Below are 25,603 nucleotides of genomic sequence, written 5' to 3'. Positions count from 1 at the left end.
CGCGCGTCCAGGAACGCCTGGTAGGCAGGGGGAATGACGTGCTGGTGCACATCGACGCGATCAGGCGCCATGGCGGCCTCCTAGATAAGGGACAAGTTTGTCCACTAACGCCACGCTACACCATCCCCAGCTCACCCCGCCCCGATGGCTGAGCTATAACGGCACGTGTGAGCTCCTCTCGACCACTCCCCGACGCCGCCGCCCAGACGGCGGGCGCGCACGCCCCTGACGCAGCCCCTCCCCCGGCGACGCAGACGGGGGCAACGGCCTCCTCCGCGGTCAAGGGCACCCGCCGCCGAGGCGAGAAACTCACGCAAGCGGTCTATCTGGCGACCCTGGAGGAACTGGCCCTCACCAGCTTCGAGGAGCTCGCCTTCGACAAGATCGCCGCGCGGGCGGCCACCGGGAAGTCGGCGCTGTACCGTCGCTGGAGCACCCCGAAGGAACTGGTGCTCGCCGCCCTGACCGACCCTGTCGTCGGCTTCGGCTGCCCCGTCGCACCCGACACCGGGACCTTGCGCGGCGACCTCACGGAACTGCTCGGCGCCCTCGCCCGCGACCTCGACAGACCCCGTGGGCGCGCCCTGCGCCCCCTGATGGGCCAGCGCCCCCGCCACCCCGAGCTGCACGGCGAGATCCGCCGCCTCGTCGTCGAGCCATACCAGCGCATCCTGCTCGGCGTCCTGCGCAAGGCCGCGGACCGCGGTGAGGCCGACCCCCGCTGCGTCACACCCCGCGTCGCCTCCGTGGGGCCGCGCCTGGTCATCGCCGAGTCCATGGACCGGGGCACCGTCGGGCCCGCCGATGTCGACGGGATCGTCGGCGAGGTGCTGCTGCCCATGACCGCCCCACGGACATGAGACGCCGGCCGGCGGGATCCGGCGTTCGCCGTCCGGTTGCGGGCCGTGTGGAGCGGCGGGCGCGACGAGCGCCCTCGCCGCCGTCCGGTCGTGTCAGGCCTGCGACGGTCGGACCGGCAGCGCCGCCCTGATCCGGCCGAGCCACTCGGTGCCCAGTCGGCGCCCGTCGGGGAACTGGTCGTCCCGGTCCCAGCGCCACGCCGTGATCATCGCCAGCACGAGGATCCGGCACTCGCGCAGCACGTCGCGGTCGACGCCCGGACAGTGCTCGCCGACGCCCTCGGGCGCGTGGGCGAGGTCGAACTCGACGGGCCCACGGCAGCACGTCTCGAGGTCGATGAACAGCAGCCCGTTCCTGGTGGTGAGCACGTTGCCCGGATGGGGCTCGCCGTGCAGCAGCTGCTCGGTGGCACCGCGCTCGCCGATCGCCCGTCCCAGGCTTCGCAACGTGCCGCCGAGCAGTTCCCGGTCTGCGTCGGCGAGCGCCGGGGTGCGGTCGCGGTCCGCCACGAGGCGCTGGGCCTGCCCGACCCGGTCCGTGAAGTGCGGCGTGGGGACATCGAGTCCGCGCATGCCGGCGTGCAGCCGCCCGAGCGCACGGGCGTAGTCGGCTGGTGGGATCTCCCGGAGCGTCAGGGGTTCGTAGTAGGTCCACAGCGTGACCACGAAGCCGTCGCGCTCGTGGACGCGCGGCTCCACCCGAGGGTCGAGAGCAGCCACGGGGCACCCGGACGCGGCGAGCCGCTGAGCGAGGTCGACCTCGAAGCGCGCGACCTGCTGTGCCACCGGTGCCACCCGGGCCAGGACGTCACAGGGCAGCAGACGCAGGGTGAGCTTGTTCGAGTCGTGCAGAACGATCGCGTCGTCGGCCGGCAGACCCAGTGACGAGGCGATCGACATGGCCGCGGCCACCGCACGCGGGACCTCCGACTCCAGCATCGCCGCTCGGCCCCTCTCCCTCGGGTGGTGCGACCCGCGCACCGTACCAAGGCGCCGTGGGCGTGCGTGCCGGGGCCGGGCCCGACGGGGAGAGCAAGCACACGGTCTTGCGGAAGCGGGCCCGGCCGGCGTGCCTCACATGTCGCCCGTCGGCGCTCCGACGTTGTCCCGGAACCTGCCGATGATGTTCCCCGCCGGGCCGTAGCCGCAGACGATGTACGTCTGGTACGCCTCCTCGCCGGGCACCCGCCCCGCGGCCCGGCCGCAGCCGAGGACGTCGGTGTCCTTCCACACGACCTGGGTGAAGGTGCCGGTGTCGGGCGAGTAGCCGGGCCGGTCCCAGTCGTAGCCGCCCGTCCAGCGGGCCTCGTACCAGAGCCGCACCGCCTCCTCGCACGTCGCCGGCTCGTCCTCGTACGCGGCGAACCAGTAGCGGTTCTCCCCGTAGCCCTTCGAGCCCGGTCCCGGCGGCGTCGTAACCCCGTCGTTCGCCGAGGCCGCCTGGGCGCGTTGCACGGCGTGCGCGACGGCCGCGTCGTCCAGGGACAGCGGCGGGGCGCCGTGCCGGGCACGGTACGAGTTGTGCGCCGCGAGGCACTCCTGGTTGAACGCCTCGTCCGTGGCGTCGGGCAGAGGGGGACGCCCGTCCGGTGCCTGCGACACCGGTGCGGGCGCGGCCGCACGGGCGAGGGCCGGAGCGGGCATGATCGCCGCTCCGGCGAGAACGACGGCGGCGAGTAGGTGCCTGGTTGCCTTCATGCCGACAGGAACGATCACGGGGCTTTCCCGTCACGCCGTCGGCACCATAGGAGCAGGCGCCGCTGGGACGGTGGTCCACCCCTGCTCCGGACGCGGCGTGGCGGCGGTGTCCGTGCCGTCCGCGGCGGTCTCGGCTCTCGTTGCAGAGGACGTCGCGGGCCTGTTCGGCGGCGCGGGCGATGGTCTCGGCGACGAAGTCGACGAAGCGGGCGATGTTCTCCAGGCGTATGGCGGCCGGGGTGGCGGGGCCGGGAATGCTCTCGCCCTGCCGTGCGGCGTCGGCGAGCCGGGCGGTGGACCGGGCGCCGGCGATCACCGACTGGTACCCGACGTCGTCGTCGACGAGGTAGCGCTCGCGGCGGCGTTCGTCGCGCTCCCGGCGGATCAGGCCCTGGCTCTCCAGGAAGGCGACCGCCTTGGAGACGGACGCCGGGCTGACCTGCAGGCGCTGCACGAGTCCGGACGCGGTCAGGCTGCCCGCGTCGGTGGTGTACAGGCAGGTCAGCACCCGGGACATCATCTTCGGCAGGCCCTGCCCCATGAGCAGGGTGGTGAACATCTCCTCGTACTCGCGTACCGCCTCCAGGTCGCGTCCTCTGACCATCCAAGCCACCACCGACCGCGGCGACACCACCGCCCGCAGCCTGTGACCGAGGAGCCGTCCCCGGCGCTCACCTGGATCGCGGTCGGGACCGGGCCTGGTCACCCCCCCGCGCCGAGGCCGCCGGCGACAAGGCGGTGCCGTTGGTCCGTCTCCCCGCGTCCAAGAACTACCGGTACTCCACCAACCATCAGGTCGTCATCGACGCCGACACCCGGCTCGTCGTCGCCGTCGGCCGGCCGCTGCCCGGCAACCGCAACGACTGCAAGGCATGGGAGTTGTCCAGAGCGAAGGACGCCGTCGGCCGCACCACAGTCATCGCCGACGGCGGCTACCACGGCACCGGCCTGGTCGTCCCGCACCGCCGCGAACCCGGCCAGAGCGAACTCCCGGACTGGAAAGAGGACCACAACCGCTCACACCGCAAGGTCCGCGCCCGCGTCGAGCACGCCTTCGCCCGCATGAAGACCTGGAAGATCCTCCCCGGCTGCCGCCTGAAAGGCGACGGCGTCCCTCACGCCATGCTCGGCATCGCCCGCCTCCACAATCTCGCCCTCGCCGGGTGACCGGCAAGCATGCTTCCCGGGAGTGGGACGGCGGTGAAGGTCGCAGCCGGGCACCGCAGGAAGAGCAGGCTGCCGCCCTCGCTGGCTCTCGCGGCCCGGGCCAGTACCCCTCGCAGCCGACGAGGGTAGAAGTAGGCAGCACGGACAACATGCAGATCTACGTCTGCCCGGCCTCCCCCGAACATCCACACACAGACCTGATCCAATGAACTGTCGGCCTGTCACACCCTCCGGTAGACGGGGACAGGGATGCCCGAGTCAGGGCGTGTGACGAACCGCTTGCCTCACCGGTGACAACCAGGCTACTTCGTCCGGTCTAAACCGCAGGTCAGCGCAGGCCGATGAGGACAACTATCGTGCTTCGGCTCAATCCGGCGGGCCCTCGTTCAGCGCTCTGGCAGCGGCCCGCTCCCGAATCTGCACCACGGATACGAGGCCGACGAGGACCACGCCCTGGCCGCCCCGGCGCACAGCCCGCCGTCCGCTCGCCCCGCGCGTCGCCGCGCCCCGCGAACCGGTCGACGTCGCCCGCAGTCGCCCGTCTACGACGCGATGTATCCGCCCTCACGCTGAAACCGGAACACCCATGACCCAAGCAACATCCCGGCCCGCACCGGTCCCGAAGTCTCTGATCGCCGGGACCGACTCTCGCAAGGCCCCACCGTGCTGTTCTGCTACGGCACTCTCCAGTTCGATGCGGTCCTCAAGGCCCTGTTGGGGCGGATACCCGAGCAGGTCCCGGCGGCCGCGCCCGGGTACCGAGCCGCCGCGCTCATTGATCGGGTCTACCCCGGGCTCGTCGTCTCCGCAGCCGGAGGCTCGGCATCTGGCGTGGCTCTTACCGACCTGAGCAATGAAGAGTGGCGCATCCGCGACGCGTTCGAAGACGAGAAGTACGACTTGTGCGAAGTAGCCTTGTCCACTGGAGCAACGGCGTGGGCGTACATCTGGCCGGGAGGCGACGTCTGCTCGGAAGACTGGGACCCTGCGGCGTTCGAGGCTCGACATCTGTCGGCCTACGCTGAACGCCGCACTCGGCTTGCCCCAGGGCTGGCCGCGGGGAAGCCGAAGGGGAAGTAGCCAAGCGACGTCCGGCACTGTCGTTTCCATCTCCGTCGGTCGTGCGAGGCGCCGCCGCCCGGAGATGATCAGACGGTCGGGAGACGCAAAGAGCGCAGCCGCTCGGCGATGTCGAACGAGTCGAGCCGCAGGGCGGTGATGTCGGCGATCAGCTCGCGCCACGCCTCGAACTTCGTGTTCACGCGCTCCCCGTGCATCCCCAGGTAGGCCACGGCCAAGCCGAAGCCGTACAGCTCGTTGCGCGCGGGCAGCGGGCGGAGGACGACGCACTCCTCCAGCATCACGGCCGCCCGCCAGAAGGCATCCGGGTGGTGCTGGTCGTGGCGGGGCGGGTCGACCTTGTGCCGGGCGGCCAGGCCGACGAACACGGAGTAGTCGTTGACCGCGAGGTCGTCCAACAGCTCGGCCTGGCGTTCCAGGAACCACCGGTAGTCGATGTAGTACTCGCCAGGCACAGGTCAGGCCGCCCGCGGGGCGGTGTGGGCCGGCCCGGGGGCCCCATACTCGGCGTCGAACGAGGCGACCGTCTCCGGGTCGCTGGTGACCTGCCGGAAGATCTCCGCGCCTTCGTCCAGCACGCGCTCGCGCCGCTTCTCCTCAGCCACCTGCGCGAGGTAGGCGTCCAGCGGCAGCCCCGCCGCGTCGGCCAGGGTCTGCAGCGTGTCCGCGGTGGTGTCGTCGATCTCGATGCCAGCCATGCATCGAGTATGCCGTCTGGGACCAAATCGGGGCCACCCACCTGAGAACTCCGCTCTGACCTGCATGTTCATCGGGTGCTGGGCACGGCCTGGTCCTCGAATCTGCCCCAGAGCGGGACCGCGTCCAGCGGGTCGTCCTTGCTGGTGTCGATGGTGCCGTCGGGCCGGTTGTCGACGTCGGCAGATCTCAAGCGCGGTCTGACGCCCCCGCGTGGGCGGACCCGCACCCGGCGCGGAAACCGAAGCGGTCCGGCACTCGGGGGACGTCGTGCCGGACCGGAGTCTTCCGGGGTGCCGTGTGGTCAGGAGCCGCGCTTCGCCGGGAAGGCGTGGGCGCGGGCGGCCACGATGACGAGCAGGACCGGGACCAGGAGGATCACGACGCTCCAGGGGAAGGACGTGGGGCCGAAGGCGTCGAGGAGGACCCCGCCGGCCACACCTCCGGCGGCCATGAAGCTGTTCCAGATCGTCACCAGCAGGGCCTGGCCGCGGTCGCCGCCGGCGTCGGTCACGGCCGTCTGCAGCAGGGTGGCCAGGCCGCCCCAGCCGAGGCCCCACAGGACCATGGCGCCGTAGACCGCGAACGAGCTGTCGGCGAGCAGGGCCAGCAGGACCGAGGCCACGAGGAACAGCACGGCGCTGGCGATGGTGAGCCGGCGCAGCTTGCGGTCGATCAGGGCGCCGGTGATGAAGATGCTGACCATGGAGGCGATGCCGAACACCAGCAGCACGGTGTCGCGGTCGGCGCCCATGTCGTACTCGTCGAGGAAGGTGACGATGTAGGTGTAGAAGGTGTTGTGGGCCAGGACGTACGCGGCCACCACGAACAGGATCGCGGCGACGCCGGGGAGGCGGAAGGCCTGGAGGATCGGCTCATGGTGGCCGGGCTTCTGGCCGGGGTGGTCCGGGACCGACGCGAGGATCCACACCACCACCAGTAGCGAGACCAGCGCTATCAGACCGAACGTCAGCCGCCAGCGGAACAGCGAGCCGAGGAAGGTGCCCGCCGGGATGCCCAAGGACAGGGCGAGCGGAATACCGAACATGGCGATCGCGATCGCCCGGCCCGCGAGGTGAGGCGGTGCCAGCCGGCGGGCGTAGATGACGAGTTCGCCCCACACCGCGGCGGCGGCGATACCGGCGATGAGCCGGAACGTCATCGTGAGGGCGTAGTCGGAGGAGACGGCCGTCACCAGGTTGGCGATGACGAACGCCAGCACGGACACCACCATCAGCCGCTTGCGCTGCCAGGTCGCGGTGGCCGCGGCCAGCGGAACGGCGGCCACACCGGTGGCGATCGCGTAGACGGTCAGTGTCTGCCCCGCGGCGGACTCACTGACCGAGAGGTCGCGGGCCATCTCGGGCAGCACACCCGCGGGCAGCGCCTCGGTCAGGACCATCATGAAGGCCGCGGTGGCGAGCGCGAGAAGAGGGGAGAGAGGGAGCTTGCGGTCTTCCGCTGCCGGAACTGAGCCCTCCGGCAGGTGAGTCGGGGACGTAGACGTTGACATGCTTGTATCCTCAAAGGGTCACATTGATGTGAAGGTCAAGGTGCCGAGTTGTGAGGTGGGTCATATGCGCATCGGGGAGCTGGCGGACCGTACCGGAACCCCTCGCAGGCTGTTGCGTTACTACGAGGAGCAGGGGCTGATCGTCCCCGGCCGTTCGCCGAACGGTTACCGCGACTACCACGAGGGCTACGTGGACCGGGTGTTGCAGATCCGGGGCCTGCTCGACTCCGGGCTGCCGACCCGGGTCATCAAGCAGCTGCTGCCGTGCCTGCACAGCAAGCCCCGGGCGATCCACATCACCGATCCCACGCCGGAGACGATCGCCACGCTGGAGCGTGAACTCGAGCGGATCTCCGAGCGGATCCAGTGCCTGGTCCGCAGCCGGGACGCCATCGCCGACTACCTCGAGACCACCCGCCGTTCCCAGCAGCCGGCCGCCGTGGCGGCGGCCGGCTCCGGCGCGACCGCGCGTTACGAGACGGCAGGCGTCTGAACGTACTGCACGGCGTTGTCGAGCACGATGCCGTGGCTCCTGGCATCGATGACGATCCGGTCGCTGTCGGCGATGCGGAACCCCTTGTGGTAGCCGGCCTTGTCCGCGCCGAGCAGCACGTAGTCGACCATGTCGCGCCGCCGCACCGCCGGGAAGGTGAACAGGTGGTCCATCATGTCCCGCCCGTGAAGGAGAGGGCGTCCTCACCGCAGTCGAACGGCCCCTCCCACGCGGTGTCGCCGTCGCGCTCGATGGTGACCCGGCCGGTCACCGACGCCGGCGGCGCACCGGGGAACCAGGGTGCGATGGAGGTGCCGCACAGCTTGCAGTACGGGTTCCAGCCCGGTTTCTCGATATGCAGACCGATGTCGCACAGGTCGTTGGTGATGCTGTGGCCCACATAGTGCGGGTTGCCGTCGGCGTCGTTGACGTGGACGAGCGCGACCTCCGGCTCCTCGATCAGGGCGCGGACGTCCTGCGGGACGACCAGCGGCTCGCCGGGCGGGCGAAGCCAGGAGCCGAAGCCGTTGAAGAACCAGTTCGGCGGCACGAACTCCTCGCTCTCCGCGGGCGCTCCCTCGAACTTGGACACGCGGGGCGCATGAAGCCGCTCGGCAGGGCGTTGCCGGTGGCCTGCGGCAGCAGCGGCGGCAGGTAGCGCAGGGCGTCCTCGCCGCCCTCCACCGTGACCGACTCGGCGTCGGCCTTGATGGCGTCGATGACCTGCTCGGCCCGCTGCTCGAACTGGTCCGGCCGATCCCGGCCATCGCCATGGTCCCCGTCGCGATCCTCCTGTTCCCCTCCAACGACCAGGGCATCGTCTTCATCACCTGCACCGCCGCCTTCTTCCCGGTGCCGGTCTCCACCCGGCACGCGGTGCGTGCGCTGACCCCCGTGTGGGAGGAGGCGGTGCGCACCGTGGGCGGCGGGCGGTGGCGGATCCTCGGCTCGGTCGTCCTGCCGGGCGCGCTGCCCGGCGTCTTCGGCGGCCTGTCCGTCGGCATCGGCGTGTCCTGGATCTGTGATGATCTCCGGCCAGTACGGAGTCGGCTACCGCACCTGGCAGGACTACACGGTCGTCGCCTATCCGGGCGTCTTCGTCGGCATGGTCACCATCGGCCTGCTCGGCCGGCTGACCTCCACCGCCGTCGAGCTGGCCGGCCGCCGGATGACCCGCTGGCTGCCGCGCACGTCGTACGTCCCGGGCGGGCCGGCGCGGCACCCGCCTCACCCTCCGCGGCGCCACGCTCGGCCGGGCGGGCCGCGTCGGCCGTGGCCGCCGTCGACCTGGATGGCCGAGTTCGCGGCGGAGGTGGCGAGCGACCGGGGCCCGGTGTACTTGAAGCTGAGCCATCTCCCGGAGGAGTCGGTGGCGGCGCTGGAGTCGATCCTGCACTCGACGGAGTGCCCGACGCGCGGCACCTTCCACGCGGGCCGCGGCCACGACTACCGCACCCATGACGTGGAGATGCACATCTCGGAGATCGGACTGTGCGGTGGCCACTCGGCCTCGGGTGTCCGGGTCGACGACCACGCCCGTACGACCGTTCCCCGGCTGTACGCCGCCGGGGACCTGGCCTGCGTGCCGCACAACTGCATGATCGGCGCGTTCGTCTTCGGCGAGCTGGCCGGAGCGGACGCCGCTCGGTACCGGTGGTACGAGGGGGAGTTGCCCGCCGACCAGCTCCGCGCGGCGCACGAGCTGGTCTACCGGCCGCTGCGCAGCCCCGACGGCCCGCCGCAGCCCCAGGTGGAGTACAAGCTGCGCCGCTTCGTGAACGACTACCTGACCCCGCCGAAGTCCGGCGCCGGCTCTCCCTGGCCGTGGAGGCGTTCGAGCGGATCCGCCGCGGACCCCGGCCGCGCCGTCCCCGCACTCGCCAAGGCCGTCACCGACCCCAACGCCGACGTCCGCAAGGCCGCCGTACTGGCCCTGGCCCGCCACCGTGCCGTCGCGGACGCCCGAGCGGCCCTGGCCGCCGCGACGACGGACGCGGACGTCCGGGCCTACGCGGCGCGGGCGCTGTGACCGAGCTCCGGGGTGACGCCGGTGCGCGGGTCCGGTGGGGTCAGCGCGGGCTCGCGGCGCCGGCGAAGGGGACCTGCCCGGAAGGGGTCGCCCCCTTGCCGGACGGGTGCTGCCACCGCCCCCGCGCCTGGAGCCTCGGCAGGACGCCCTCGCCGAACCAGTACGCCTCCTCCAGGTGCGGGTAGCCGGACAGCACGAACTCCTCGATGCCCAGGCCGGCGTACTCCTCGATCCGCTCGGCGACCTCGTCGTGGCTGCCGACCAGGGCCGTCCCCGCTCCCCCGCGCACCAGCCCGATACCGGCCCACAGGTTGGGGTGGATCTCCAGCCCGGTGCGGTTCCCCCCCGCTCCGGCGGAGCCGACGGCTCGGAGGGCGTGGCCGCCTCCGTGCAGGGCGAGCATGCGCTGCTGGCCCTCGGACTCGCTGCGGGCGAGCCCGGCCTGCACGGACGCCACGGTGTCGGGGTCGAAGCCGTCGAGGAGCCGGTGCGCCTCCGCCCAGGCCTGTGCGGAGGTGTCCCGGGTGATGACGTGCAGCCGGATGCCGAAGCGGAGGGTGCGGCCCTCCTTCGCTGCCAGCGACCGGATCCAGGCGATCTTCCCGGCCACCGCCGCGGGCGGTTCGCCCCAGGTGAGGTAGGTGTCGACGTACCGGGCGGCGACCTCGCCCGCCGCGGGCGAGGAGCCGCCGAAGTACACCGCGGGCACCGGGTCGGGCAGCCGGGCCAGCGTCGCGTCCTCGACGCGCAGGTGCGCACCGTCCAGGTCGACGCGCCCGCCCTCCCACAGCCCCCGCACGATCTTCAGGAACTCGCCGGTACGGCGATAGCGCTCGTCCTTGTCGAGGAAGTCGCCGTAGGCCCGCTGCTCGTGGCTCTCCCCGCCCGTCACCACGTTCAGCAGCAGCCGTCCGCCGGTCTGCCGCTGGAAGGTGGACGCCATCTGCGCGGCGAGCGTCGGTGAGACGAAGCCGGGCCGGAAGGCGACCAGGAACTTCAGACGCTCGGTGTGCTGGCTGACCATCGCGGTCGTGAGCCACGCGTCCTCGCACCAGGCGCCGGTGGGGGTGAGCGCACCGACGAAGCCGAGGTCCTCGGCGGCGCGGGCGATCTGGCTCAGGTAGGCGACGGTCGGCGGCCGGTCGCGGCCGGACGCCGTGGCGGGGGTGCCGTGACCGCCGCCGACGACGTCGCGGCTGTCGCCGTTGGTGGGCAGGAACCAGTGGAAGGTGAGAGACACGCGGGGGCTCCGATCAGGGGGCGGTCGTCAGAGGAGGCCGTGCCGGGGTGGCCTGGTGCCGTTGAGGACGTAGCGGCCGATGTGCTGGACCTTCCAGCGGGCCGGGTCGTGCAGGGTGTGGGTGCGGGCGTCGCGCCAGTGGCGGTGCAGACCGAGGGAGTCCAGCGCCGAGCGGGTGCCGGCGACCTCGAAGAGCGCGCTGCCGACCTCCACGGCCACCTCCGCCGCGGTCACCTTGGCGGCGGCCACCGCGATCGAGGCCTCGGCGGCCGAGTCGTCGGTCAGGCCGGCGCGGGCGGCGTCCACGGACCTCCCCGCCGCGGTGAGGAGCGCCTCCGCGGCCCGGACCCGGACGGCCAGTTCACCGAACCGCTGGATCAGCAGCGGGTCCTCCGCGGCCGTCTCGAACCCGCTCTCGAACCAGGGGCGGCTCTTCGTGCGCACGAACTCGACCGCCTCGGCCAGGGCACCGGAGGCGATGCCCGTGTCGATGGCGGCATGCAGCAACTGGGCCAGCGCGCCGTGGAGTTGCGGTCCCTGGAAGGTGAGGTGGTGCGGCACGACCCGGTCGGAGGGCACGGCCACCGACTCCAGGCGGACCGTTCCGCCGGCGGTGGTGCGCTGCCCCATGCCGTCCCAGTCGTCCACCACGGTGAGGCCGGGGGCGTCGCGCGGCACGTACGCCACCTGCAAGTGATCGTCGTCGGCGCGGGCGAGGACGGGGATCCAGTCGGCGAACAGGGCGCCGGTGGCGTAGTGCTTGACGCCGTCGAGGACGTACGACCCGTCCGGGAGCCGCGCGAGCCGGGTGCGGATGTCCTGTACGTGCCTGGTCCCCGCCTCGGACTGGGCGTTGCCGAACCGTTTGCCCCGCAGCACCTCGCCGAAGAAGAACTCCTGCTGCCGACGGCTGCCCTGGTGGCGCAGTACGTTGACGTACACGAAGTGGCTCTGCGGGATCTGCGCGAGGCTGGCGTCGGCGGCGGCCAGCAGCCGGAAGACCTCGGCGAGCGTCCCCGCGCCGACGTCCGGGCCGCCGAACTCCCCGGGCACCGTGACGGCCAGCAGACCGGACGCCGACAGCCGCTCCAGTTCCCCGTGCGGGAGCCGGCGCCGGGCGTCCCGTTCGGCGGCGTCCTTGCGGAAGTCCGCCGCGAGCGCGGCGGCGACGGCGAGGGCCTCGGCGTCGCCGCCGATGGCGGCGGCGCTCATCCGGCGGCCGCCAGCACCGTCGTACGGCCGCCCAGCGCGGCGGAGAACTGGTCCGTGACCTGCGCGAGGGCCTCGGCTGAGCCGGGCGCGACGGTGAGCGTGCCGTCGTCGCCGACCGTGATGTCCTGGTCGAGCGTGAACCAGCCCGGGGTGATGTGGGCGGGGCCCATGGAGGCGAGGACGGGGCGCAGGGCGTAGTCGATGGCCAGGACGTGGGCGGTGGTGCCGCCGGTGGCCAGCGGAAGGACCGTCTTGCCCGTCAGCGCGTACTGCGGCAGCAGGTCGAGCAGTGACTTCAGCAGGCCGGAGTAGGCCGCCTTGTAGACGGGGGTGCCGATCACGACGCCGTCCGCCTGTTCGAACAGGGCGGTGGCCCGGGCGATCGCGGGATGGCCGAAGTCGGCGTGCAGCAGGGCCTCGGCGGGCAGCGTCCGCACGTCCAGCGCGATCACGTCGTGACCCTGGGACGTGAGGCGGTCGTCCAGGTGGCGCAGCAGCCGTGCGGTGCGGGAGGTGACGGAGGGGCTGCCGGAGACGGACAGGATGGTGGCCATGGGGGGACCTTTCGCTTCGTTGTTCCGCGTGCTGGGTGGCGGTCGGGCGGGGGCGCCCGCAGTGGTCAGCGGCTGTGTTCCTGCGTGGCCTCGGACCACGCCGACCGGGACGTGGCGGCCGGGTGGCGGGTGGCCCGGGAGGAGTGGCCGCGGCGGCGCCACTCCCGCGCGAGCAGTTCGTACGAACGGACCCGGTCGGCGTGGTCGTGGGTGATCGTCGTGATGAGCAGTTCGTCGGCACCGGTGGCCTCCTGGAGCTGTTCCAGCTGGTCGGCCACCCGGGCCGGGGAGCCGGTGAACTGGGTGTCGACCCGGTCCTGGACGAGGGCCCGGTCCTCGTCGGTCCACGGGCGGGCGCGCGCTTCCTCCGGTGTCGGGAACGCGATGGCGCCCTCGGCGGTGCGGATGCTGCGGACCCACGGGCCGTAGCCGGTGGCGAGTTCGCGGGCGGTGGCGTCGTCGGCGGCGACCACGACGTCGGCGGAGACGCTGACGTAGGGCTTGTCCAGGAACTCGGAGGGCTGGAAGAAGGAGCGGTAGCCCTCCACCGCCTCCAGGACGGTGGCCGGGCTGACGTGATAGTTGGCGGCGAAACGCAGCCCGCGCGCCCCCGCGACCTCGGCGCTGAGGCCGCCGCTGCTGCCCAGGATCCACACCTGCACGTCGGCGCCCTCGCCCGGTACGACGTGCGCCTCGACGCCCTCCGGGGAGCGGTAGGTGCCGGCCAGCAGGGCGAGGATGTCGTCGATCTGCTCGGCGTAGTCCTGCGCCACCGCGCCCGGCAGCAGGAGCAGCTCGCGCTGCAACGCGACGCGGGGCGACCCGAGGAGGTGCTCGAAGGAGAAGCGGGGCGGGACGGGCAGGCCGTTCGGGGCGCGGCCGTCGACGACCGGGGTCGCGGTCGGCAGCGGCGCCGCGGGCTGTCCGGGTGGGCGGCCGCCGGAGCGGCCCAGGCCGAGGTCGAGGCGCCCGGGGTGCAGGGCGTCGATGAGGCCGAACTCCTCGACCGTGGACAGCGCGGTGCGGTGTCCGAGCTGTACGGCCCCGGAGCCGAGCCGGATGGTGGAGGTGGCGGCCGCGGTCAGGGCCAGGAGGACGGCGGGTGACGTGCCCGCCACGCCGGGGTTGAGGTGGTGCTCCGCGAACCAGTAGCGGGCGTAGCCGAAGCGCTCGGCCTGCCGGGCGAGGTCGGTCGAGTGGCGCAGGGCGGCCGCGGCCGTCGATCCGGAGGGGATCGGGACCAGGTCGAGGACGCCGAGGGGGATGTCGGACACGGGCATTACTCCTGGGTGAGCGAGAGGTGCCGAGGTCGGGCCGCCGGCTCGCGCCGGGAGGCGGGATGCCGGCCGGTGCCGTCCGGGGCGACGGCGAGGCGCGGGGAAGGAGGCGGGGGCGGGGACACGGGCGGGGTGCCTTCCTGGGAGTCCGTGGAGTCCGTGGAGTCCGTGGAGTCCGTGGCGGGAACGCCGGCCGCGCTCGGAGGTGGGCGCGGCGGCGGGTGCGCCGCGCCAGGCCCTGCGTCCCGGCGCCCTGGAACGCGGTTACCGGTTGGTCTTGGGCAGGCCGGGCGGGTTGATCCGGGACGCGGTCACGGCCTCGTCGGACAGGCCCCAGCGCTCCAGCACCTTCGCGTACGTGCCGTTGGCGATGATGTGGTTGAGGGCGTCGGCGAGCGGCTCGACCAGGCCGCTGTCCTTCTTGGTGGTGGCGGCGATGAGGCCCTGGAGGGTGGCGCCGGCGCCGGAGTGGGTGCCGACGACCTCGGTCCGGCCGGTGGTGGCCGCGTGGTAGGCGGCGGTCGGGTTGGGGCCGAGGTACAGGTCGATGCGGCCGGACTGGAGGGCGAGGTAGGTGTCGCTGTCGTTCTGGTAGTACTTGATGTCCACCGGCTCGCGGCCCGCCCTCTCGTTCTCCTCGCTCCACTCGACGAGCAGCTTCTCCTGGTTGGTGCCGCTGCCCACGGCGACCGTCTTCCCCGCCACGTCCTCGGGTCCGGTGACCTTGAGGCCACTGCCCTTCTTCGCCTCGAAGCCCAGGTTGTCCTCGCGGTAGGTGGCGAAGTCGTACTTCTCCTTGCGTTCCTCGGTGACGGTGATGTTGCTGAAGCCGACGTCGTACTTGGCGCTGTCGAGGCCGACGAAGATGTTCTCCCAGGAGACGGTGTTGAGGTGCGCCTCGAGCCCGAGCACGTCGGCGACCAGGTGGGCGAGGTCGGGCTCGACGCCGATGACGGTCTTGTCGTCGGTGGCGTGGAACGTCAGCGGCGCGGCGGAGCCGGACGAGTCGACGATCTCCAGGGTGCCTCGTCTGCGGATCTCCTCCGGCACCTGGGCGGCGATGGAGTCGACCTTGCCGGTGGTGACGCGGTTCTGGTCGGGACTGATGTTGATCTCCGTCTTGGCGCCCGAGACGTCCGCGACCTCGGTGGTGCCGCCGTCGGAGGGGTTGCTGCAGGCGGCGAGGACGAGGGCGGTGGCGAGTCCGAGCGCGGCTGCGGCGGTACGGCGGCGGGCGAGAGGGGTGGACACGGTCGTTCTCCTTGCGTCGGAACGGGCGAGGTGCGGTCAGAGGACCTTGGAGAGGAAGGCGCGGGTGCGTTCGTGCCGGGGGTTGTCCAGGACGGTGCCGGGCGGCCCCTGCTCCACGACGACTCCGCCGTCCATGAACACCACGGTGTCGGCGACCTCACGGGCGAAGCCGATCTCATGCGTCACGACGATCATGGTGGTGCCGGTCCGGGCCAGGTCACCGACCACGTCGAGGACCTCTCCGACCAGTTCCGGGTCCAGTGCCGAGGTCGGCTCGTCGAACAGCAGCACCTTCGGTTCGAGGGCGAGCGCGCGGGCGATGGCCACGCGCTGCTGCTGGCCGCCGGAGAGCCGGCGCGGGTAGCTGTCGGCCTGGCCGGCGAGACCGACCCTGTCCAGGAGCCGGCGGGCTGTCCGCTCGGCCTCCTCGCGCGAGCGGCGCAGTGCGCTGACCGGGGCCTCGACGAGGTTCTCCAGCACGGTCAGGTGCGGGAAGAGGTTGAAGTCCTGGAAGACGAACCCGATGTGGGTGCGCTGCTTCAGGACGTCCTTCTCCTTCAGCTCGTGCAGCTTGCCGCCGTGGCGGCGGTAACCGATGAGTTCGCCGTCGACGCTGACCCAGCCGCGGTCCACCTTCTCCAGGTGGTTGATGGTGCGCAGCAGCGTGGACTTGCCGGATCCGGACGGGCCGACGATCACCGTGACCTCGCCGGCGCGGACCGTCAGGTCGACGCCGCGCAGCACCTCCAGCGGACCGTAGCTCTTGTGGACGCCGCGGACGTCCACCATCACCTGACTCATCGGCGGTCTCCCACGGGTCGGGGGTTCTTCAGGGGGACGACGGGCCGGTCGCGCCGGTCCGCCGCCGCGCGCAGGGTGCGTACGGAGCGGCGGGCCCGCTGGAGCGGGGTGGGTGGCGGGGTACGGTCGGCGCCGCGGGCATAGTGGCGCTCCACGTAGTACTGGGCGACCGACAGCAGGGACGTGAGGACGACGTACCAGGCGGTGGCGACCAGCAGCAGCGGGATGACGCGGCCGTTGCGGCCGTAGATGACCTGCACCTGGTAGAAGAGTTCGCCGATGGACATCACGTAGACCACCGAGGTGCCCTTGAGCAGGCCGATGATCTCGTTGCCGGCCGTGGGCAGGATGGCGCGCATGGCCTGCGGCAGCACGATCCGGCGGATCTGCCGCAGCCGGGGGATGCCCAGCGCCGCCGCGGCCTCCGACTGCCCGTGGTCGACCGCGACGACGCCGCCCCGGACGATCTCGGCGGCGTAGGCGGCCTGGTGCAGCGTCAGCCCGATGATCGCGGCGCCGATGGTGCCGATGAGGCTGTTGCTGTCGACGGACCAGAACACCGGGCCGAAGGGGACGCCGACCCCCAGCTCCTCGTAGAGGGCGCTGAGGTTGAACCAGAACACCAGCTGGACGATCATCGGGATCGACCGGAAGATCCAGACGTAGGCCCAGGCGACGGTCCGCAGCAGCGGGCTGCGGGACAGCCGCATGAAGGCCAGCACGGTGCCGAGGAGAAAGCCCAGCACGGTGGCGTAGGCGGTGAGCTGGAGGGTCACCCACACCGCCTGGACGATCGTCTCGGACAGGACGTAGTCGCGGAAGACGCCCCACTCCCAGACCGGGTTGGTGGCCAGGCCGTGCACGAACTGGGCGACCAGCACGGTGACGGCGACGGCCGCCGCCCACCGGGCGTGGTGGCGGGCGGGTACGACGGTGAGGGAGGCCGCGTCGTCCAGGGCGGGCGGGGTGTGCGGGCGGGTGTCCGGGGAGGCCCCGCCGGGCGGTGCGGCGCCGGTGCCGGAAGCCGTCGTGACGTTCCTGCTCACAGGTCGGTGGCCCTTCCGGTGTACGGGGTGACGGTGAGGTGCTTCTCGAACGGCAGCGGGCCGACGGTCTCCGGGTCGGCCGTCGTGTCGAACAGCGGCGTGTAGCCGGTGGCCAGGTACAGACCGCGGGCTTCCGGCTGGCGTGGCCCGGTGGTCAGGTGGATCCGCCGGTAGCCGCGGCTCGCCGCTTCGCGCTCCAGCTCGGCGACGACCCGGCGGGCGAGGCCGCGTCGGCGGTGCGCGGAGTGGGTCCAGATCCGTTTGAGTTCGGCGGTGGTCGCGTCGTACCGGCGGAAGGCGCCGCCCGCGACGGGCTCGCCGTGCTCCAGCAGCAGCAGGAGGAGGCCGCCGTAGGGCGGGGTGAACTCCTCGTCGGGGTAGCGGGCGATCTCGGCGTGCGCGTCCCTGCCGTAGCGCGTCGTGTACTCGTGGCCGAGTTCGCGCAGCAGGGGTCGCACCCGCGGGTCGGACACCGGCACGTGAACGACCGTCAGGCCCGCGGAGTTCGGTGCCTGGGCCGCGGAACTCACTCGCCCACCGCCGCGAGGTCCCGCGGCCCGCGTGCCGAGCGTTCGGCGTCGCGCTTGGCGACCTCCTCGCGGACGACCGGGATCACGTGCCGGCCGAAGTCGACGGCGTCACCGAGGAGGTCGTAGCCGCGCGCGGAGAGGATGTCGACGCCGAGGTCGTAGTAGTCGAGGAGGGCGCGCGCGACGGTCTCGGGGGTGCCGACCAGGGCGTTGGAGTTGCCCGCGCCACCGGTCGCGGCGGCGGTCGGGGTCCACAGGGCGCGGTCGTAGCGTTCGCCCGCCTCGGCGATGGCGACCAGCCGCTGCGAGCCCGTGTTCTGCGGCTGTGCCTGCCCGTTGTGGCGCCCGCCGATCGCCTCGCCGCGCGCCGTGCGGTCCTTGATCGCGCCGAGGGTGCGGTGGGCCTTCTCCCAGGCCAGTTCCTCGGTCGGGGCGATGATCGGGCGGAACGCGACCTGGATGCGGGGCAGACGGGTGCGGCCGGCGGCCTTCGCGGCGGCCCGTACGGTCTCGATCTGCTCGGCGGTCTTCGCCAGGGGCTCGCCCCACAGGCAGTAGATGTCGGCCTCGGCGCCTCCGACGGCGTACGCGGCGGGTGACGAACCGCCGAACGACACGTTCGGGCGCGGCTGTTGGACGGGGAAGACGTCGCTGACGAAGTCGTGGAAGCGGTAGTGCTCGCCCTCGTGGTCGAAGGGCTCGTGGGTGGTCCAGATCCTCTTGACGATCCGGATGTACTCGCGGGTGCGGGCGTAGCGCTCGTCCTTGGTGAGGGTGTCGCCCTCGCGGCCCTGCTCGTGGTCGTTGCCGCCGGTGATGAAGTGCACGGTCAGCCGCCCCTCGGCGATCTGGTCGAGGGTGGCGAAGGTCTTGGCGGCGAAGGTGGGGTACGAGACGTTGGGCCGGTGGGCGAGGAGGATCTGGAGGCGGTCCAGGCGGCTCGCGATGTACGCGGCGGCCGGCGCGGGGTCGGGCGATCCGGAGCCGTAGGCGAACAGCACGCGGTCCCAGCCGTGATCCTCGTGGGCCCGGGCGAGCCGGAGCGTGTACTCCTTGTCGAACGCGGCGCCGGAACGCGGTGCGGTTTCGGAGCCGTCGTTGGTGGCGGCGATGCCGAGGAACTCCACGGGCATGGGGCATGGCCTTTCTGGAGGCGCGACGGCACTCGGGCATGACGAAGTGACGTGCGGACAAACGAAAATGACGGCCCGTCAGACTGACGGGCTGATGCGGGGGTGACGACGTCGGGCGTCGCGGGAGGGGGTGCGGCGGCGGCGTGCGCGAAGGCGGGAATCGGCCCGCGACGACGGGGTCACACGGGGAGGAGAGGGCCGGTCAGAAGGCCCGCTGCCGAGTCAGACGCAACACGCGGCGGACCACACTCGACCGAAGTCGATGTGATCGCGCGAGACCAAGCGCTGCTGGGCAGTCATGTGGTCAATTCAGCAGTACTTCCCGCTGTTCGTCAAGCAGCGCCCGGATGCCGGATGCCGCCTCGACCCCCGCCGCCGATCGCGGGACGGCCGCCCGGCCCACGCCGTGAGCGACCGGGCTCGACCGGTGCGGCAGCGACCGGAGTTGCGCATCCCCCGGGCCGACGACCTTGTCGGCGTGAGAGTGCGCGGGGGGACAACTGACGGCAGGTCGCGGGAAGGCGGCGCCCCGGCGGAGGTCCAGCGGACCGTCGGCGACGATGTCGTGGGCCTCGGGGCCCATGCGGGTGCCGTGGTCGAGCACCCCTGCGCGGCCGGGCGTGCGGACCAGGCGGGCGGTGTGGGTGAGCCGGGGACGCAGTGCCGGCGGGGCGGGGGCGACGGCGACCGGTCGCCGCGGCCCCGCTGTCCGCGGCGCTACCTCTGCCGGTCCTCGCCGTCCGCTGACGGCAGGGCGACGGCCCGGAGGAAGGCCTGGGCGAACGTCTCGATGGTCTCTTCCTTGCTGGGCAGGTCGGCCGCCGCGACCCGGCTGGTGACGGGGCGCAGCAGGAAGTGCAGGAAGATCGGGCCGGTCATGAGCTGGGTGAGCAGCAGCGGCGGCAGGTCGCGGACCCGGCCGGCGGCGGCCTCGCCGGCGAGCCACGCGCCGAGGCCGGCCAGCAGCCGGGGAGTGAGCGTCCGGAAGATCGTCAGGACGTTGTCGTCGCCGGGGCGGGCGAAGACCTCCGCCAGCAGGGCGGGCAGGACGCGCGGCTCGCGTTCCAGCGAGTCGACCACGAGGCGGGTGAGGCGGCGCACGGTGTCCTCCAGGTCACCGCGCGACGTGGCCAGGAACGCCTCGACGTCGACCATGGGGCTGTAGCGGTCGAAGACCGCGCGCAGGAGTTCGTCCCGGCCGCCGAAGGTGGCGTAGAGGCTGGGCACGGAGCACCCGGCCGCGACCGCCACGCGTTCGAAGGTCACCGCGCCCAGGCCCTGCGCGCTGATCATGGTGCCTGTGGCTTCGATCGCGCGTTCCCTGACCGGCTTGCGCTCTCCCGGCTCGACGCCGGCGGCGCGCAGCGCCTCGTCCAGGACGGTCCGGCTGCCGCCGAGCCGGCGGACCAGGGTGCTGCGGGAGATCCCGGCCTCCTGGGCGATGTCCCTCAGGGTGACATCGGCCGCGGACACGCCACGGGCCTCGGCGGCTCGCAGGGTGGCCTCGATGATGTCCTGGGGGACGGTCTGCTCGTCCGCCGGTTCCATGGTACGTGACATATCGATCAATTTACTGTGCAGTCGGGTTCCCGACCAGTGGCGGGTGCTCCAGGTCATACGGCCCGGCCCGCTACGACCGCCGTTCGAGCTGGCCCGCCGGCCCGGCCCGCTACGACCGCCGTTCGAGCACGCCCGTGGAGACCGGTGCCGACTCGACTCCGCACAGCGCCCGTCCGATGTTCTCCGTCCAGGTGTCGATGCCGTGCGCCGCGTGCAGGCTGCCCGCGCGGCAGTTGCGCGCGATCAGCTGGAGCGGCAGGCGTTTGGTGATCGCCGACGCTCCGGAGGCGTGGAACAGCGTCTCGACGGCGGAAGCACACGCGTCCCAGACGTAGGCGACGTCGGTGTGCAGCTGGAGGACGTCGCCCTCCGACGGCTCCCTCCCCTCGGCGTCCCACCGGTCGAGCCGGGTCACCGCGGCGTCGGCCACCAGGGCCGCCGCCCGGATCCGGGTGTGGGCGCGCCCGACGGTCAGATGCGTGACCGGCGCGTCGAGCTGGCTGGCGTACGGCGAGTAGGGCAGGCTGCGCTTTCCCACCGCGCCGAGGAACTCCTCCAGGGCGTGGTCGGCCATGCCGAGGGCGACGCCCGTGCCCGTGACGAGTGAGCGGGCGAGACCTCCGCGGCGCGGCCCGAGGCCCTGCCGGGTGAGTTCGGCGATCCGCTCGGTGAGCCGCCGCGGGGTGCTGAAGCGCTCGTCGGGGACGAACAGTTCACCGTCCGTCGCCACCGTCTGGCTGCCCGTGGCGGCCATTCCCATCGCGTCCCAGTCGTCCCGGGCGACGAGCGAGTCCTTCGGCACGAGGACCATCCCGACCTTCGTGTCGTCGGTCTCGTCGAGGAAGACGGCGAGGTAGCCGTGGGAGGCGTGGACGCTCCCGGTGGCGAACGGCCACGCGCCCTCGACCAACCAGCCGCCGTCGACCTGCCGCGCGGTCCCCGACATGCGCCGGCTGGTGCCGCCCACCGCGAACGTGCGGTTGCCGACCCAGGGCGACGCGTACACCGGCGCGACGACGTCGTCGGGGAAGGCGCAGCTCCACAGGTTGCCGCCCGCGGCCGCCCACACCAGCCAGCCCGTCGCCCCGCACCCCGAGCCGAGCGCGCGGAAGACGCCGTGCAGCTCCCGTGCCGTGAAATCCGCTCCGCCGAACCGCCGCGGCGTCGTCAGGCCGAAGACTCCGGCCGCGTCGAGCCGCTCGACGCTCTCCTGGGGGATGCGCCGCTGCCGCTCGGCCACGGCCTGCTGCTCGCGCAGCCAGGGCCGCAGCTTCTCGACGCGGTCGACGATCTCCTGGGCCGACGGCCGGTCGGCGTCCGTCCCGATGCCCATCGCCATGAACCTGCTCACCTCCGGGTTGTCTGCATCTGCGCACCTCGCCGCGGCCGCCGTGGCGTCGCGGGGGCGTCGGCCGGGCCGGTCGGGACCCGACGTGCACGCTTTCGGGGACCTGGATCCACGCGCCGCCGTGGGAAGACGCCGCGCAGCAGGTCCATGTCCACCCGGTCGAGCCCGTGGCAGTGGCGCAGCAGCGCGTCGTGGACCTCCGTGCGGGCGCTCGGTGCTTCCACGTCCATCGGCTCATCGGCGGCTTGCCGGCAGGGGTGGGGCGTCGCGTCAGTGGTGTGGCGGTCGCTACTGAGCACCGATCGCGTTGAGGAACGCGACGGACCCGGCCTCACTGTGCCGGTGCAGCACGTTCGTCTGCATGTCGGGGTTGTGCTCGCCGTCCGGCACGGGCACCGCCGGGTTGCCGGTCCAGGACATCAGCCGGCAGACACGCCGCTGGATGCGCCACCCGCGGGCGGTGCGCACGAGTACGTCGTCGTACCAGCCGGTGCCCTGCCAGACCGGGCCGCCCTCGGCCGCCTCGCGGACCAGGAGCCAGTTGCCGTAGCTGAACGCGTGCGCCCTGTCGCCGTCCACCTGCACCAGGTGGCCCATCATCGTGTGCTGGTGGCTGTCCAGCCGGGCGTGGAACTCGGCGAAGGAGCGCCTGAACGCGGCGAGTCCGCTCCAGGCGGCTCCGGCCGGGCCGAACTCCGCCGTCACGTCCTCCGTGAAGACGCGGTCGAACAGATCCCACCGGTGAGCGTCGAGTGCGAGCCCGTAGAGATTGAGCACCTCGATGATGGCGGCCTTGTCGTGTTCGACCATGGTTGCGCTCCTCGTCCTTGAGTCGCCGATGGGTCGGAGCCTCCGCCCGCGCCGGGGGTCCGGCGGAGGGCCCGTGCGTCACGTCACATGCCGTCGGGGGCAGGAGACCCGCAGCGGCAGGACGCCGCTTCCGCTTGCCGGCGGGGCGCGCTTCTCGGCTCCGCGCCCCGCGGCCACGACGGCCCGCCGCGGCATGCGTACGGCGTCGGGAGTCGGCCGGCGGGCGTCGGCACCGCCGCCCTTCGCGGTCGACGGTCCGGCACCCGGATCGGCTCCCGCCGGTCCCGGCGACGGTGCGCAGCCGACGACCGGGGTGGCGGAGATGGCACCTATCATCGGGAACCACTCAGAAGCTGTCAACACTTCGCGGCAATGCGTGTGCCGGGCACCGGTCCCCCGACGCGCGCGGAGGACGACCGGCGGCGATCGCCGGGACCCCCCGGGCCCACCCGCTCCCCTGGTCAACTTCCCCACAGCTCGGAGGAGCAGCGCACCGGGGTCCGCCCCCTCGGTGCGGCGCCACCGGATCCTGGGCGCTGACGGTGGGTGCATCGGAGAGAACCCGACGCAAAATGTTGACACTTTGCGGGAGCGGCTTCTACGGTGCCCTCACAGCCACCTTCCGCCCGGCCCACGGCGGCCGGGCGCCGGCGGCCCGGACCAAGCCGGTGACACCGACCGCACCCACCCTCACGCTCGCCACGCACCCGTCCGCCGGATCCCTGCTTCGGCGCCGTAGCCCTGATGCGGCGCCGTGCGGGCCGCCCGGCGGCTCGCGCCGGCTCCCCCGGCCGGCGCCCGGGCCATGTCCCCCCCCACCGACCCACTTCCCCACCCGCGAGCACCCGCCCCGCAGCCAGCCAGAATCGAGAGTGCCACGACCGTGCCCATCGACATCGCCCACCTCTCCCAGGCCCAACGCTTCGAGCCCGCCGGTCACCACGGCGTCGGACCCGTGCACCTCTTCGGCGGCGAGCACTACGACGGCGCCGTGACGGCGGCCCTGTCGCACTACCTCCCGGGCGGCCGGGCCGAGCTGTCCCCCGTCCCGGCAGAGACCCTGTACATCGTCCTGACCGGCACACTGACCCTGCGCACCGAAGACGGCAGCCACGTCCTGCACCCGCTGGACGCGGCCCGGCTCACCGCCGGAACGGTCCGCGGTGTCGAGAACCGGACGAACCTGCCCGCGAGCATGCTGGTGATCCGGCCCAACCCGGCGGCCGGCCCCGTGGACGCGGCGGAGGTCCGGTCATGAGCGGGCCGCTCGACGGGCTGCTCGTCGTCGATCTCTCCCGCGCGCTCGCGGGACCCCAGGCGGGGATGATGCTCGGTGACCTCGGCGCCCGCGTGATCAAGGTCGAGAGCCCCGGCGGGGACGACACCAGGTCCTGGGGTCCGCCGTTCGTGCGGGCCGACGACGGCACCCCGGAGTCGACGTACTTCCTGTGCTGCAACCGGAACAAGGAGTCGATCACTCTCGACCTGAAGCGGGCCGAGGACGCGCAGGTGCTGGACCAGCTCGTCCGGCGGGCGGACGTGCTGCTGGAGAACTACCGCCCCGGCACGCTGCGGCGCCTCGGCTTCGGTACCGAACGGCTGATGGAACTCAACCCGCGCCTGGTGGTGCTGTCGATCAGCGGCTTCGGGCACGACGGCCCCGAGGCCCACCGCGCCGGGTACGACCAGATCGCGCAGGGCGAGGCCGGGCTGATGTCCCTCACCGGACCGGACCCGGACCACCCCCAGCGGGTCGGGGTGCCGATCGCCGACCTGCTCGCCGGCATGAACGGCGCGTTCGGCGTGCTCGCGGCGCTGCGGGAACGCGACCGCACCGGCCGCGGGCAGATCGTGCGCACCTCGCTGCTCGCCTCCGTCGTCGCGGCCCACGCCTTCCAGGGCACCCGCTGGACCGTGGCCCGCGAACTCGGATCCGCACAGGGCAACCACCACCCCACCATCTCCCCCTACGGGCTGTTCCGGTGTGCGGGCGGCAGCGTGCAGATCGCCTGCGGGAACGACGCGATGTGGCTCCGCCTGTGCGCCGCGTTCGGCCTCGCGGCCGACGACCCCCGTTACGCGACGAACGCCGACCGGGTGGCGAACCGGGACGGCCTCACCGCGCTGCTCGCAAGCACGTTCGGCGACATCGAGCCGGACGAGCTGCTGCGCCGGCTCGCCGACGCCGGCATCCCGGCCGGCCGGGTCCGCAGCCTCGACGAGGTCTACGCGTGGGAGCAGACCCGCTCGCAGCGGCTGCTCGTCGACGTCGAGCACGAGCGCCTCGGGAAGGTGAGCCTGCCGGGGTCGGCGCTGCGGACCTTCGCCGTCGACGCCACCGGCGCCGAGACCGAGACGACTCGCGTCGACCACCGTCCGCCGCCCGTCCTCGGCGCCGACGCCGACACCGTCCGGGACTGGCTGGCGGGCCCCGTGCCCGTGCGCGGGGTCCCGGTGACTTCGGACTCGGCAGCACACAGCACCACCTCGGGCGACGCCGTCTGACGAGCCGTCCGACGACGTTCAGGCAATCAGGTCCAGCAGACCGGGACGACCGGGCCGCGGACCGGGACAAGGAGTTTGCGGTGAGAGGTATCGAGCCGGTGTCGGCGGCCCCCGACCAATTGCGGCGGGCTTTCGGATGCTTCCCGTCCGGGGTCACCGCCGTGTGCGCCCGCAGCGACGGCGAACCGGTGGGGATCGCCGCCAGTTCGTTCACGTCCGTGTCGATGCGCCCGCCCCTGGTGTCGGTGTGCATCCAGCACACCTCCACGACCTGGCCGAAGCTGCGCGCGCAGCCCCGGCTGGGACTGAGCGTCCTGGCCGAGGGACAGGACGGGATCTGCGCGCGGCTGGCGAGCAAGGGCGGGGACCGTTTCGCCGGGACGGACTGGTTCGCCTCCGACGACGGCAGCGTCTTCGTGCACGGCGCCACGCTGTGGCTCGACTGCACGATCCACGACGAGGTCACGTGCGGGGACCACGACATCGTGCTGCTGCGCATCCACGGGCTCAGCGCGGCCCCGGACACCTCCCCGCTGGTCTTCCACGCGAGCCGCTTCCGCCGCCTGGCCGGCATCTGACCCGGCTCCGCCTCCCTTCCCCGGGGCCACCGGGGCCACCGCTACGGCGCCCCCTCCCGGGCACCGCCACTCGAACGACACTGGAGATGACGTCCATGGATGCGACCCACGACACGTCCGACAGGCTGGCGACGGTCCTGGAGAAGGTCCGTGCGCTCGGGCCCACCTTGAGGGAGCGCGCGCTGGAGGCGGAACGCGCAGGTCGCCACTCGGACGAGACCA

The 25,603-nt window shown here is 72.6% G+C and carries 26 protein-coding genes and 4 pseudogenes; 9 read left to right on the top strand and 21 right to left on the bottom strand.

The genetic code is table 11. From position 1 onward, the window contains the following. Positions 1–167 precede the first annotated feature (167 nt). Entirely contained in the window at positions 168–860 is a 693-nt protein-coding gene (locus tag ACFF45_RS32230) for a TetR/AcrR family transcriptional regulator (RefSeq protein ID WP_381350433.1), read from the top strand. A gap of 93 nt (positions 861–953) precedes the next feature. On the opposite strand, the gene ACFF45_RS32225 is transcribed toward ACFF45_RS32230, so the two are convergent. The 3 genes and pseudogenes from ACFF45_RS32225 to ACFF45_RS35700 form a co-directional block, all read right to left on the bottom strand. Continuing rightward, complete coding sequence (locus tag ACFF45_RS32225) at positions 954–1,799, bottom strand: phosphotransferase enzyme family protein (RefSeq protein WP_381350432.1); 846 nt, start codon at positions 1,797–1,799, stop codon at positions 954–956. 135 nt (positions 1,800–1,934) lie between these two features. Continuing rightward, on the bottom strand, positions 1,935–2,558 hold the full coding sequence (locus ACFF45_RS32220; protein WP_381350431.1) for a CAP family protein: 624 nt from the start codon (positions 2,556–2,558) through the stop codon (positions 1,935–1,937). A 30-nt stretch (positions 2,559–2,588) separates the two neighbouring features. Next, positions 2,589–3,156, bottom strand: a pseudogene (locus ACFF45_RS35700) (MarR family transcriptional regulator); the annotation flags it as partial. A 164-nt stretch (positions 3,157–3,320) separates the two neighbouring features. Between ACFF45_RS35700 and ACFF45_RS32210 the strand changes: the two are divergent. Beyond that, positions 3,321–3,725, top strand: a pseudogene (locus ACFF45_RS32210) (transposase); the annotation flags it as partial. Positions 3,726–4,388: 663 nt separating this feature from the next. Further along, positions 4,389–4,805, top strand: coding sequence for a gamma-glutamylcyclotransferase family protein (locus ACFF45_RS32205; RefSeq protein WP_381350430.1), 417 nt, complete (start codon positions 4,389–4,391; stop codon positions 4,803–4,805). A gap of 68 nt (positions 4,806–4,873) precedes the next feature. Here ACFF45_RS32205 and ACFF45_RS32200 read toward each other — a convergent pair whose 3' ends face one another. From ACFF45_RS32200 to ACFF45_RS32185, 4 genes are all read right to left on the bottom strand, one after another. After that, positions 4,874–5,260: a toxin Doc gene (locus ACFF45_RS32200; RefSeq protein ID WP_381350428.1), complete on the bottom strand. Its 387-nt coding sequence runs from the start codon at positions 5,258–5,260 to the stop codon at positions 4,874–4,876. A gap of 3 nt (positions 5,261–5,263) precedes the next feature. Next, complete coding sequence (locus ACFF45_RS32195) at positions 5,264–5,503, bottom strand: antitoxin MazE7 (RefSeq protein ID WP_381350426.1); 240 nt, start codon at positions 5,501–5,503, stop codon at positions 5,264–5,266. Between the two features lie 68 nt (positions 5,504–5,571). Then, positions 5,572–5,694 (bottom strand): hypothetical protein, encoded by a 123-nt coding sequence (locus ACFF45_RS32190; protein ID WP_381350425.1) that lies wholly within the window; start codon positions 5,692–5,694, stop codon positions 5,572–5,574. Positions 5,695–5,805: 111 nt separating this feature from the next. Next, positions 5,806–7,014 carry an MFS transporter gene (locus ACFF45_RS32185; RefSeq protein ID WP_381350424.1) on the bottom strand — a complete coding sequence of 403 codons (1,209 nt, stop codon included), beginning with the start codon at positions 7,012–7,014 and terminating at the stop codon, positions 5,806–5,808. A gap of 64 nt (positions 7,015–7,078) precedes the next feature. Here ACFF45_RS32185 and ACFF45_RS32180 point away from each other — a divergent pair, with 64 nt between their 5' ends. Next, positions 7,079–7,507, top strand: a complete 429-nt coding sequence (locus ACFF45_RS32180; protein ID WP_381350422.1) for a MerR family transcriptional regulator — start codon at positions 7,079–7,081, stop codon at positions 7,505–7,507. On the opposite strand, the gene ACFF45_RS32175 is transcribed toward ACFF45_RS32180, so the two are convergent. Then, complete coding sequence (locus ACFF45_RS32175; protein ID WP_381350420.1) at positions 7,486–7,683, bottom strand: hypothetical protein; 198 nt, start codon at positions 7,681–7,683, stop codon at positions 7,486–7,488. The genes ACFF45_RS32180 and ACFF45_RS32175 overlap by 22 nt on opposite strands. Next, on the bottom strand, positions 7,680–8,099 hold the full coding sequence (locus ACFF45_RS32170; protein WP_381350418.1) for a hypothetical protein: 420 nt from the start codon (positions 8,097–8,099) through the stop codon (positions 7,680–7,682). The genes ACFF45_RS32175 and ACFF45_RS32170 overlap by 4 nt, the downstream gene beginning before the upstream one ends. A 62-nt stretch (positions 8,100–8,161) precedes the next feature. On the opposite strand from ACFF45_RS32170, the pseudogene ACFF45_RS32165 reads away from it, so the two are divergent. Continuing rightward, positions 8,162–8,771 (top strand): annotated as a pseudogene (locus tag ACFF45_RS32165) (ABC transporter permease); the annotation flags it as partial. 27 nt (positions 8,772–8,798) lie between these two features. Then, positions 8,799–9,355, top strand: a pseudogene (locus ACFF45_RS32160) (fumarate reductase/succinate dehydrogenase flavoprotein subunit); the annotation flags it as partial. Positions 9,356–9,576: 221 nt separating this feature from the next. Here ACFF45_RS32160 and ACFF45_RS32155 read toward each other — a convergent pair. The 12 genes from ACFF45_RS32155 to ACFF45_RS32100 all read right to left on the bottom strand — a co-directional run bounded on the left by ACFF45_RS32155 (position 9,577) and on the right by ACFF45_RS32100 (position 22,298). Further along, positions 9,577–10,776, bottom strand: a complete 1,200-nt coding sequence (locus ACFF45_RS32155; RefSeq protein WP_381350416.1) for an LLM class flavin-dependent oxidoreductase — start codon at positions 10,774–10,776, stop codon at positions 9,577–9,579. 27 nt (positions 10,777–10,803) lie between these two features. Continuing rightward, positions 10,804–11,988, bottom strand: a complete 1,185-nt coding sequence (locus ACFF45_RS32150; protein WP_381350414.1) for an SfnB family sulfur acquisition oxidoreductase — start codon at positions 11,986–11,988, stop codon at positions 10,804–10,806. After that, a complete protein-coding gene (gene ssuE, locus ACFF45_RS32145; RefSeq protein ID WP_381350413.1) occupies positions 11,985–12,542 on the bottom strand; it encodes an NADPH-dependent FMN reductase in 558 nt (185 codons plus the stop codon). Before ssuE ends, ACFF45_RS32150 begins: the two co-directional genes overlap by 4 nt. A gap of 65 nt (positions 12,543–12,607) precedes the next feature. Beyond that, on the bottom strand, positions 12,608–13,816 hold the full coding sequence (locus tag ACFF45_RS32140) for an LLM class flavin-dependent oxidoreductase (protein WP_381350411.1): 1,209 nt from the start codon (positions 13,814–13,816) through the stop codon (positions 12,608–12,610). A gap of 267 nt (positions 13,817–14,083) precedes the next feature. Further along, positions 14,084–15,070 (bottom strand): ABC transporter substrate-binding protein, encoded by a 987-nt coding sequence (locus ACFF45_RS32135; protein WP_381350409.1) that lies wholly within the window; start codon positions 15,068–15,070, stop codon positions 14,084–14,086. 36 nt (positions 15,071–15,106) lie between these two features. Beyond that, the gene (locus ACFF45_RS32130) at positions 15,107–15,871 is read right to left on the bottom strand and encodes an amino acid ABC transporter ATP-binding protein (protein ID WP_381350408.1); all 765 of its coding nucleotides are present in this window, start codon (positions 15,869–15,871) and stop codon (positions 15,107–15,109) included. Beyond that, positions 15,868–16,917 carry an amino acid ABC transporter permease gene (locus ACFF45_RS32125; protein WP_381350407.1) on the bottom strand — a complete coding sequence of 350 codons (1,050 nt, stop codon included), beginning with the start codon at positions 16,915–16,917 and terminating at the stop codon, positions 15,868–15,870. Before ACFF45_RS32125 ends, ACFF45_RS32130 begins: the two co-directional genes overlap by 4 nt. Next, positions 16,914–17,447 (bottom strand): GNAT family N-acetyltransferase, encoded by a 534-nt coding sequence (locus ACFF45_RS32120; RefSeq protein WP_381350406.1) that lies wholly within the window; start codon positions 17,445–17,447, stop codon positions 16,914–16,916. The genes ACFF45_RS32125 and ACFF45_RS32120 overlap by 4 nt, the downstream gene beginning before the upstream one ends. Then, a complete protein-coding gene (locus ACFF45_RS32115; protein WP_381350405.1) occupies positions 17,444–18,580 on the bottom strand; it encodes an LLM class flavin-dependent oxidoreductase in 1,137 nt (378 codons plus the stop codon). The genes ACFF45_RS32120 and ACFF45_RS32115 overlap by 4 nt, the downstream gene beginning before the upstream one ends. A 717-nt stretch (positions 18,581–19,297) precedes the next feature. Further along, positions 19,298–20,140 (bottom strand): TetR/AcrR family transcriptional regulator, encoded by an 843-nt coding sequence (locus tag ACFF45_RS32110; protein ID WP_381350403.1) that lies wholly within the window; start codon positions 20,138–20,140, stop codon positions 19,298–19,300. A 109-nt stretch (positions 20,141–20,249) separates the two neighbouring features. Further along, the gene (locus ACFF45_RS32105) at positions 20,250–21,491 is read right to left on the bottom strand and encodes an acyl-CoA dehydrogenase family protein (RefSeq protein ID WP_381350401.1); all 1,242 of its coding nucleotides are present in this window, start codon (positions 21,489–21,491) and stop codon (positions 20,250–20,252) included. A gap of 285 nt (positions 21,492–21,776) precedes the next feature. Continuing rightward, complete coding sequence (locus tag ACFF45_RS32100) at positions 21,777–22,298, bottom strand: nuclear transport factor 2 family protein (RefSeq protein ID WP_381350399.1); 522 nt, start codon at positions 22,296–22,298, stop codon at positions 21,777–21,779. A gap of 883 nt (positions 22,299–23,181) precedes the next feature. Between ACFF45_RS32100 and ACFF45_RS32095 the strand changes: the two genes are divergently transcribed. The 3 genes from ACFF45_RS32095 to ACFF45_RS32085 all read left to right on the top strand — a co-directional run bounded on the left by ACFF45_RS32095 (position 23,182) and on the right by ACFF45_RS32085 (position 25,381). Next, positions 23,182–23,556, top strand: coding sequence for a cupin domain-containing protein (locus ACFF45_RS32095; RefSeq protein WP_381350398.1), 375 nt, complete (start codon positions 23,182–23,184; stop codon positions 23,554–23,556). Continuing rightward, a complete protein-coding gene (locus tag ACFF45_RS32090; protein ID WP_381350397.1) occupies positions 23,553–24,803 on the top strand; it encodes a CaiB/BaiF CoA transferase family protein in 1,251 nt (416 codons plus the stop codon). Before ACFF45_RS32095 ends, ACFF45_RS32090 begins: the two co-directional genes overlap by 4 nt. A gap of 80 nt (positions 24,804–24,883) precedes the next feature. After that, the gene (locus ACFF45_RS32085; protein WP_381350396.1) at positions 24,884–25,381 is read left to right on the top strand and encodes a flavin reductase family protein; all 498 of its coding nucleotides are present in this window, start codon (positions 24,884–24,886) and stop codon (positions 25,379–25,381) included. Positions 25,382–25,603: the final 222 nt, after the last annotated feature.

The sequence above is a fragment of the Streptomyces cinereospinus genome, from assembly GCF_042430725.1.
GTDB classification, from domain to species: Bacteria; Actinomycetota; Actinomycetes; order Streptomycetales; family Streptomycetaceae; genus Streptomyces; species Streptomyces cinereospinus.
Note: the sequence above shows the minus strand (reverse complement) of the source record. Positions and strands in the feature narration are given on the sequence as shown.

Excerpts from the sequence above, each read along its gene's own strand:
- ACFF45_RS32225 (WP_381350432.1), bottom strand. The coding sequence starts at position 1,799 with ATGCTGGAGTCGGAGGTCCCGCGTGCGGTGGCCGCGGCCATGTCGATC.
- ACFF45_RS32220 (WP_381350431.1), bottom strand. The coding sequence starts at position 2,558 with ATGAAGGCAACCAGGCACCTACTCGCCGCCGTCGTTCTCGCCGGAGCG.
- ACFF45_RS32195 (WP_381350426.1), bottom strand. The coding sequence starts at position 5,503 with ATGGCTGGCATCGAGATCGACGACACCACCGCGGACACGCTGCAGACC.
- ACFF45_RS32185 (WP_381350424.1), bottom strand. The coding sequence starts at position 7,014 with ATGTCAACGTCTACGTCCCCGACTCACCTGCCGGAGGGCTCAGTTCCG.
- ACFF45_RS32180 (WP_381350422.1), top strand. The coding sequence starts at position 7,079 with ATGCGCATCGGGGAGCTGGCGGACCGTACCGGAACCCCTCGCAGGCTG.
- ACFF45_RS32175 (WP_381350420.1), bottom strand. The coding sequence starts at position 7,683 with ATGATGGACCACCTGTTCACCTTCCCGGCGGTGCGGCGGCGCGACATG.
- ACFF45_RS32150 (WP_381350414.1), bottom strand. The coding sequence starts at position 11,988 with ATGAGCGCCGCCGCCATCGGCGGCGACGCCGAGGCCCTCGCCGTCGCC.
- ssuE (WP_381350413.1), bottom strand. The coding sequence starts at position 12,542 with ATGGCCACCATCCTGTCCGTCTCCGGCAGCCCCTCCGTCACCTCCCGC.
- ACFF45_RS32130 (WP_381350408.1), bottom strand. The coding sequence starts at position 15,871 with ATGAGTCAGGTGATGGTGGACGTCCGCGGCGTCCACAAGAGCTACGGT.
- ACFF45_RS32115 (WP_381350405.1), bottom strand. The coding sequence starts at position 18,580 with ATGCCCGTGGAGTTCCTCGGCATCGCCGCCACCAACGACGGCTCCGAA.
- ACFF45_RS32110 (WP_381350403.1), bottom strand. The coding sequence starts at position 20,140 with ATGTCACGTACCATGGAACCGGCGGACGAGCAGACCGTCCCCCAGGAC.
- ACFF45_RS32100 (WP_381350399.1), bottom strand. The coding sequence starts at position 22,298 with ATGGTCGAACACGACAAGGCCGCCATCATCGAGGTGCTCAATCTCTAC.
- ACFF45_RS32090 (WP_381350397.1), top strand. The coding sequence starts at position 23,553 with ATGAGCGGGCCGCTCGACGGGCTGCTCGTCGTCGATCTCTCCCGCGCG.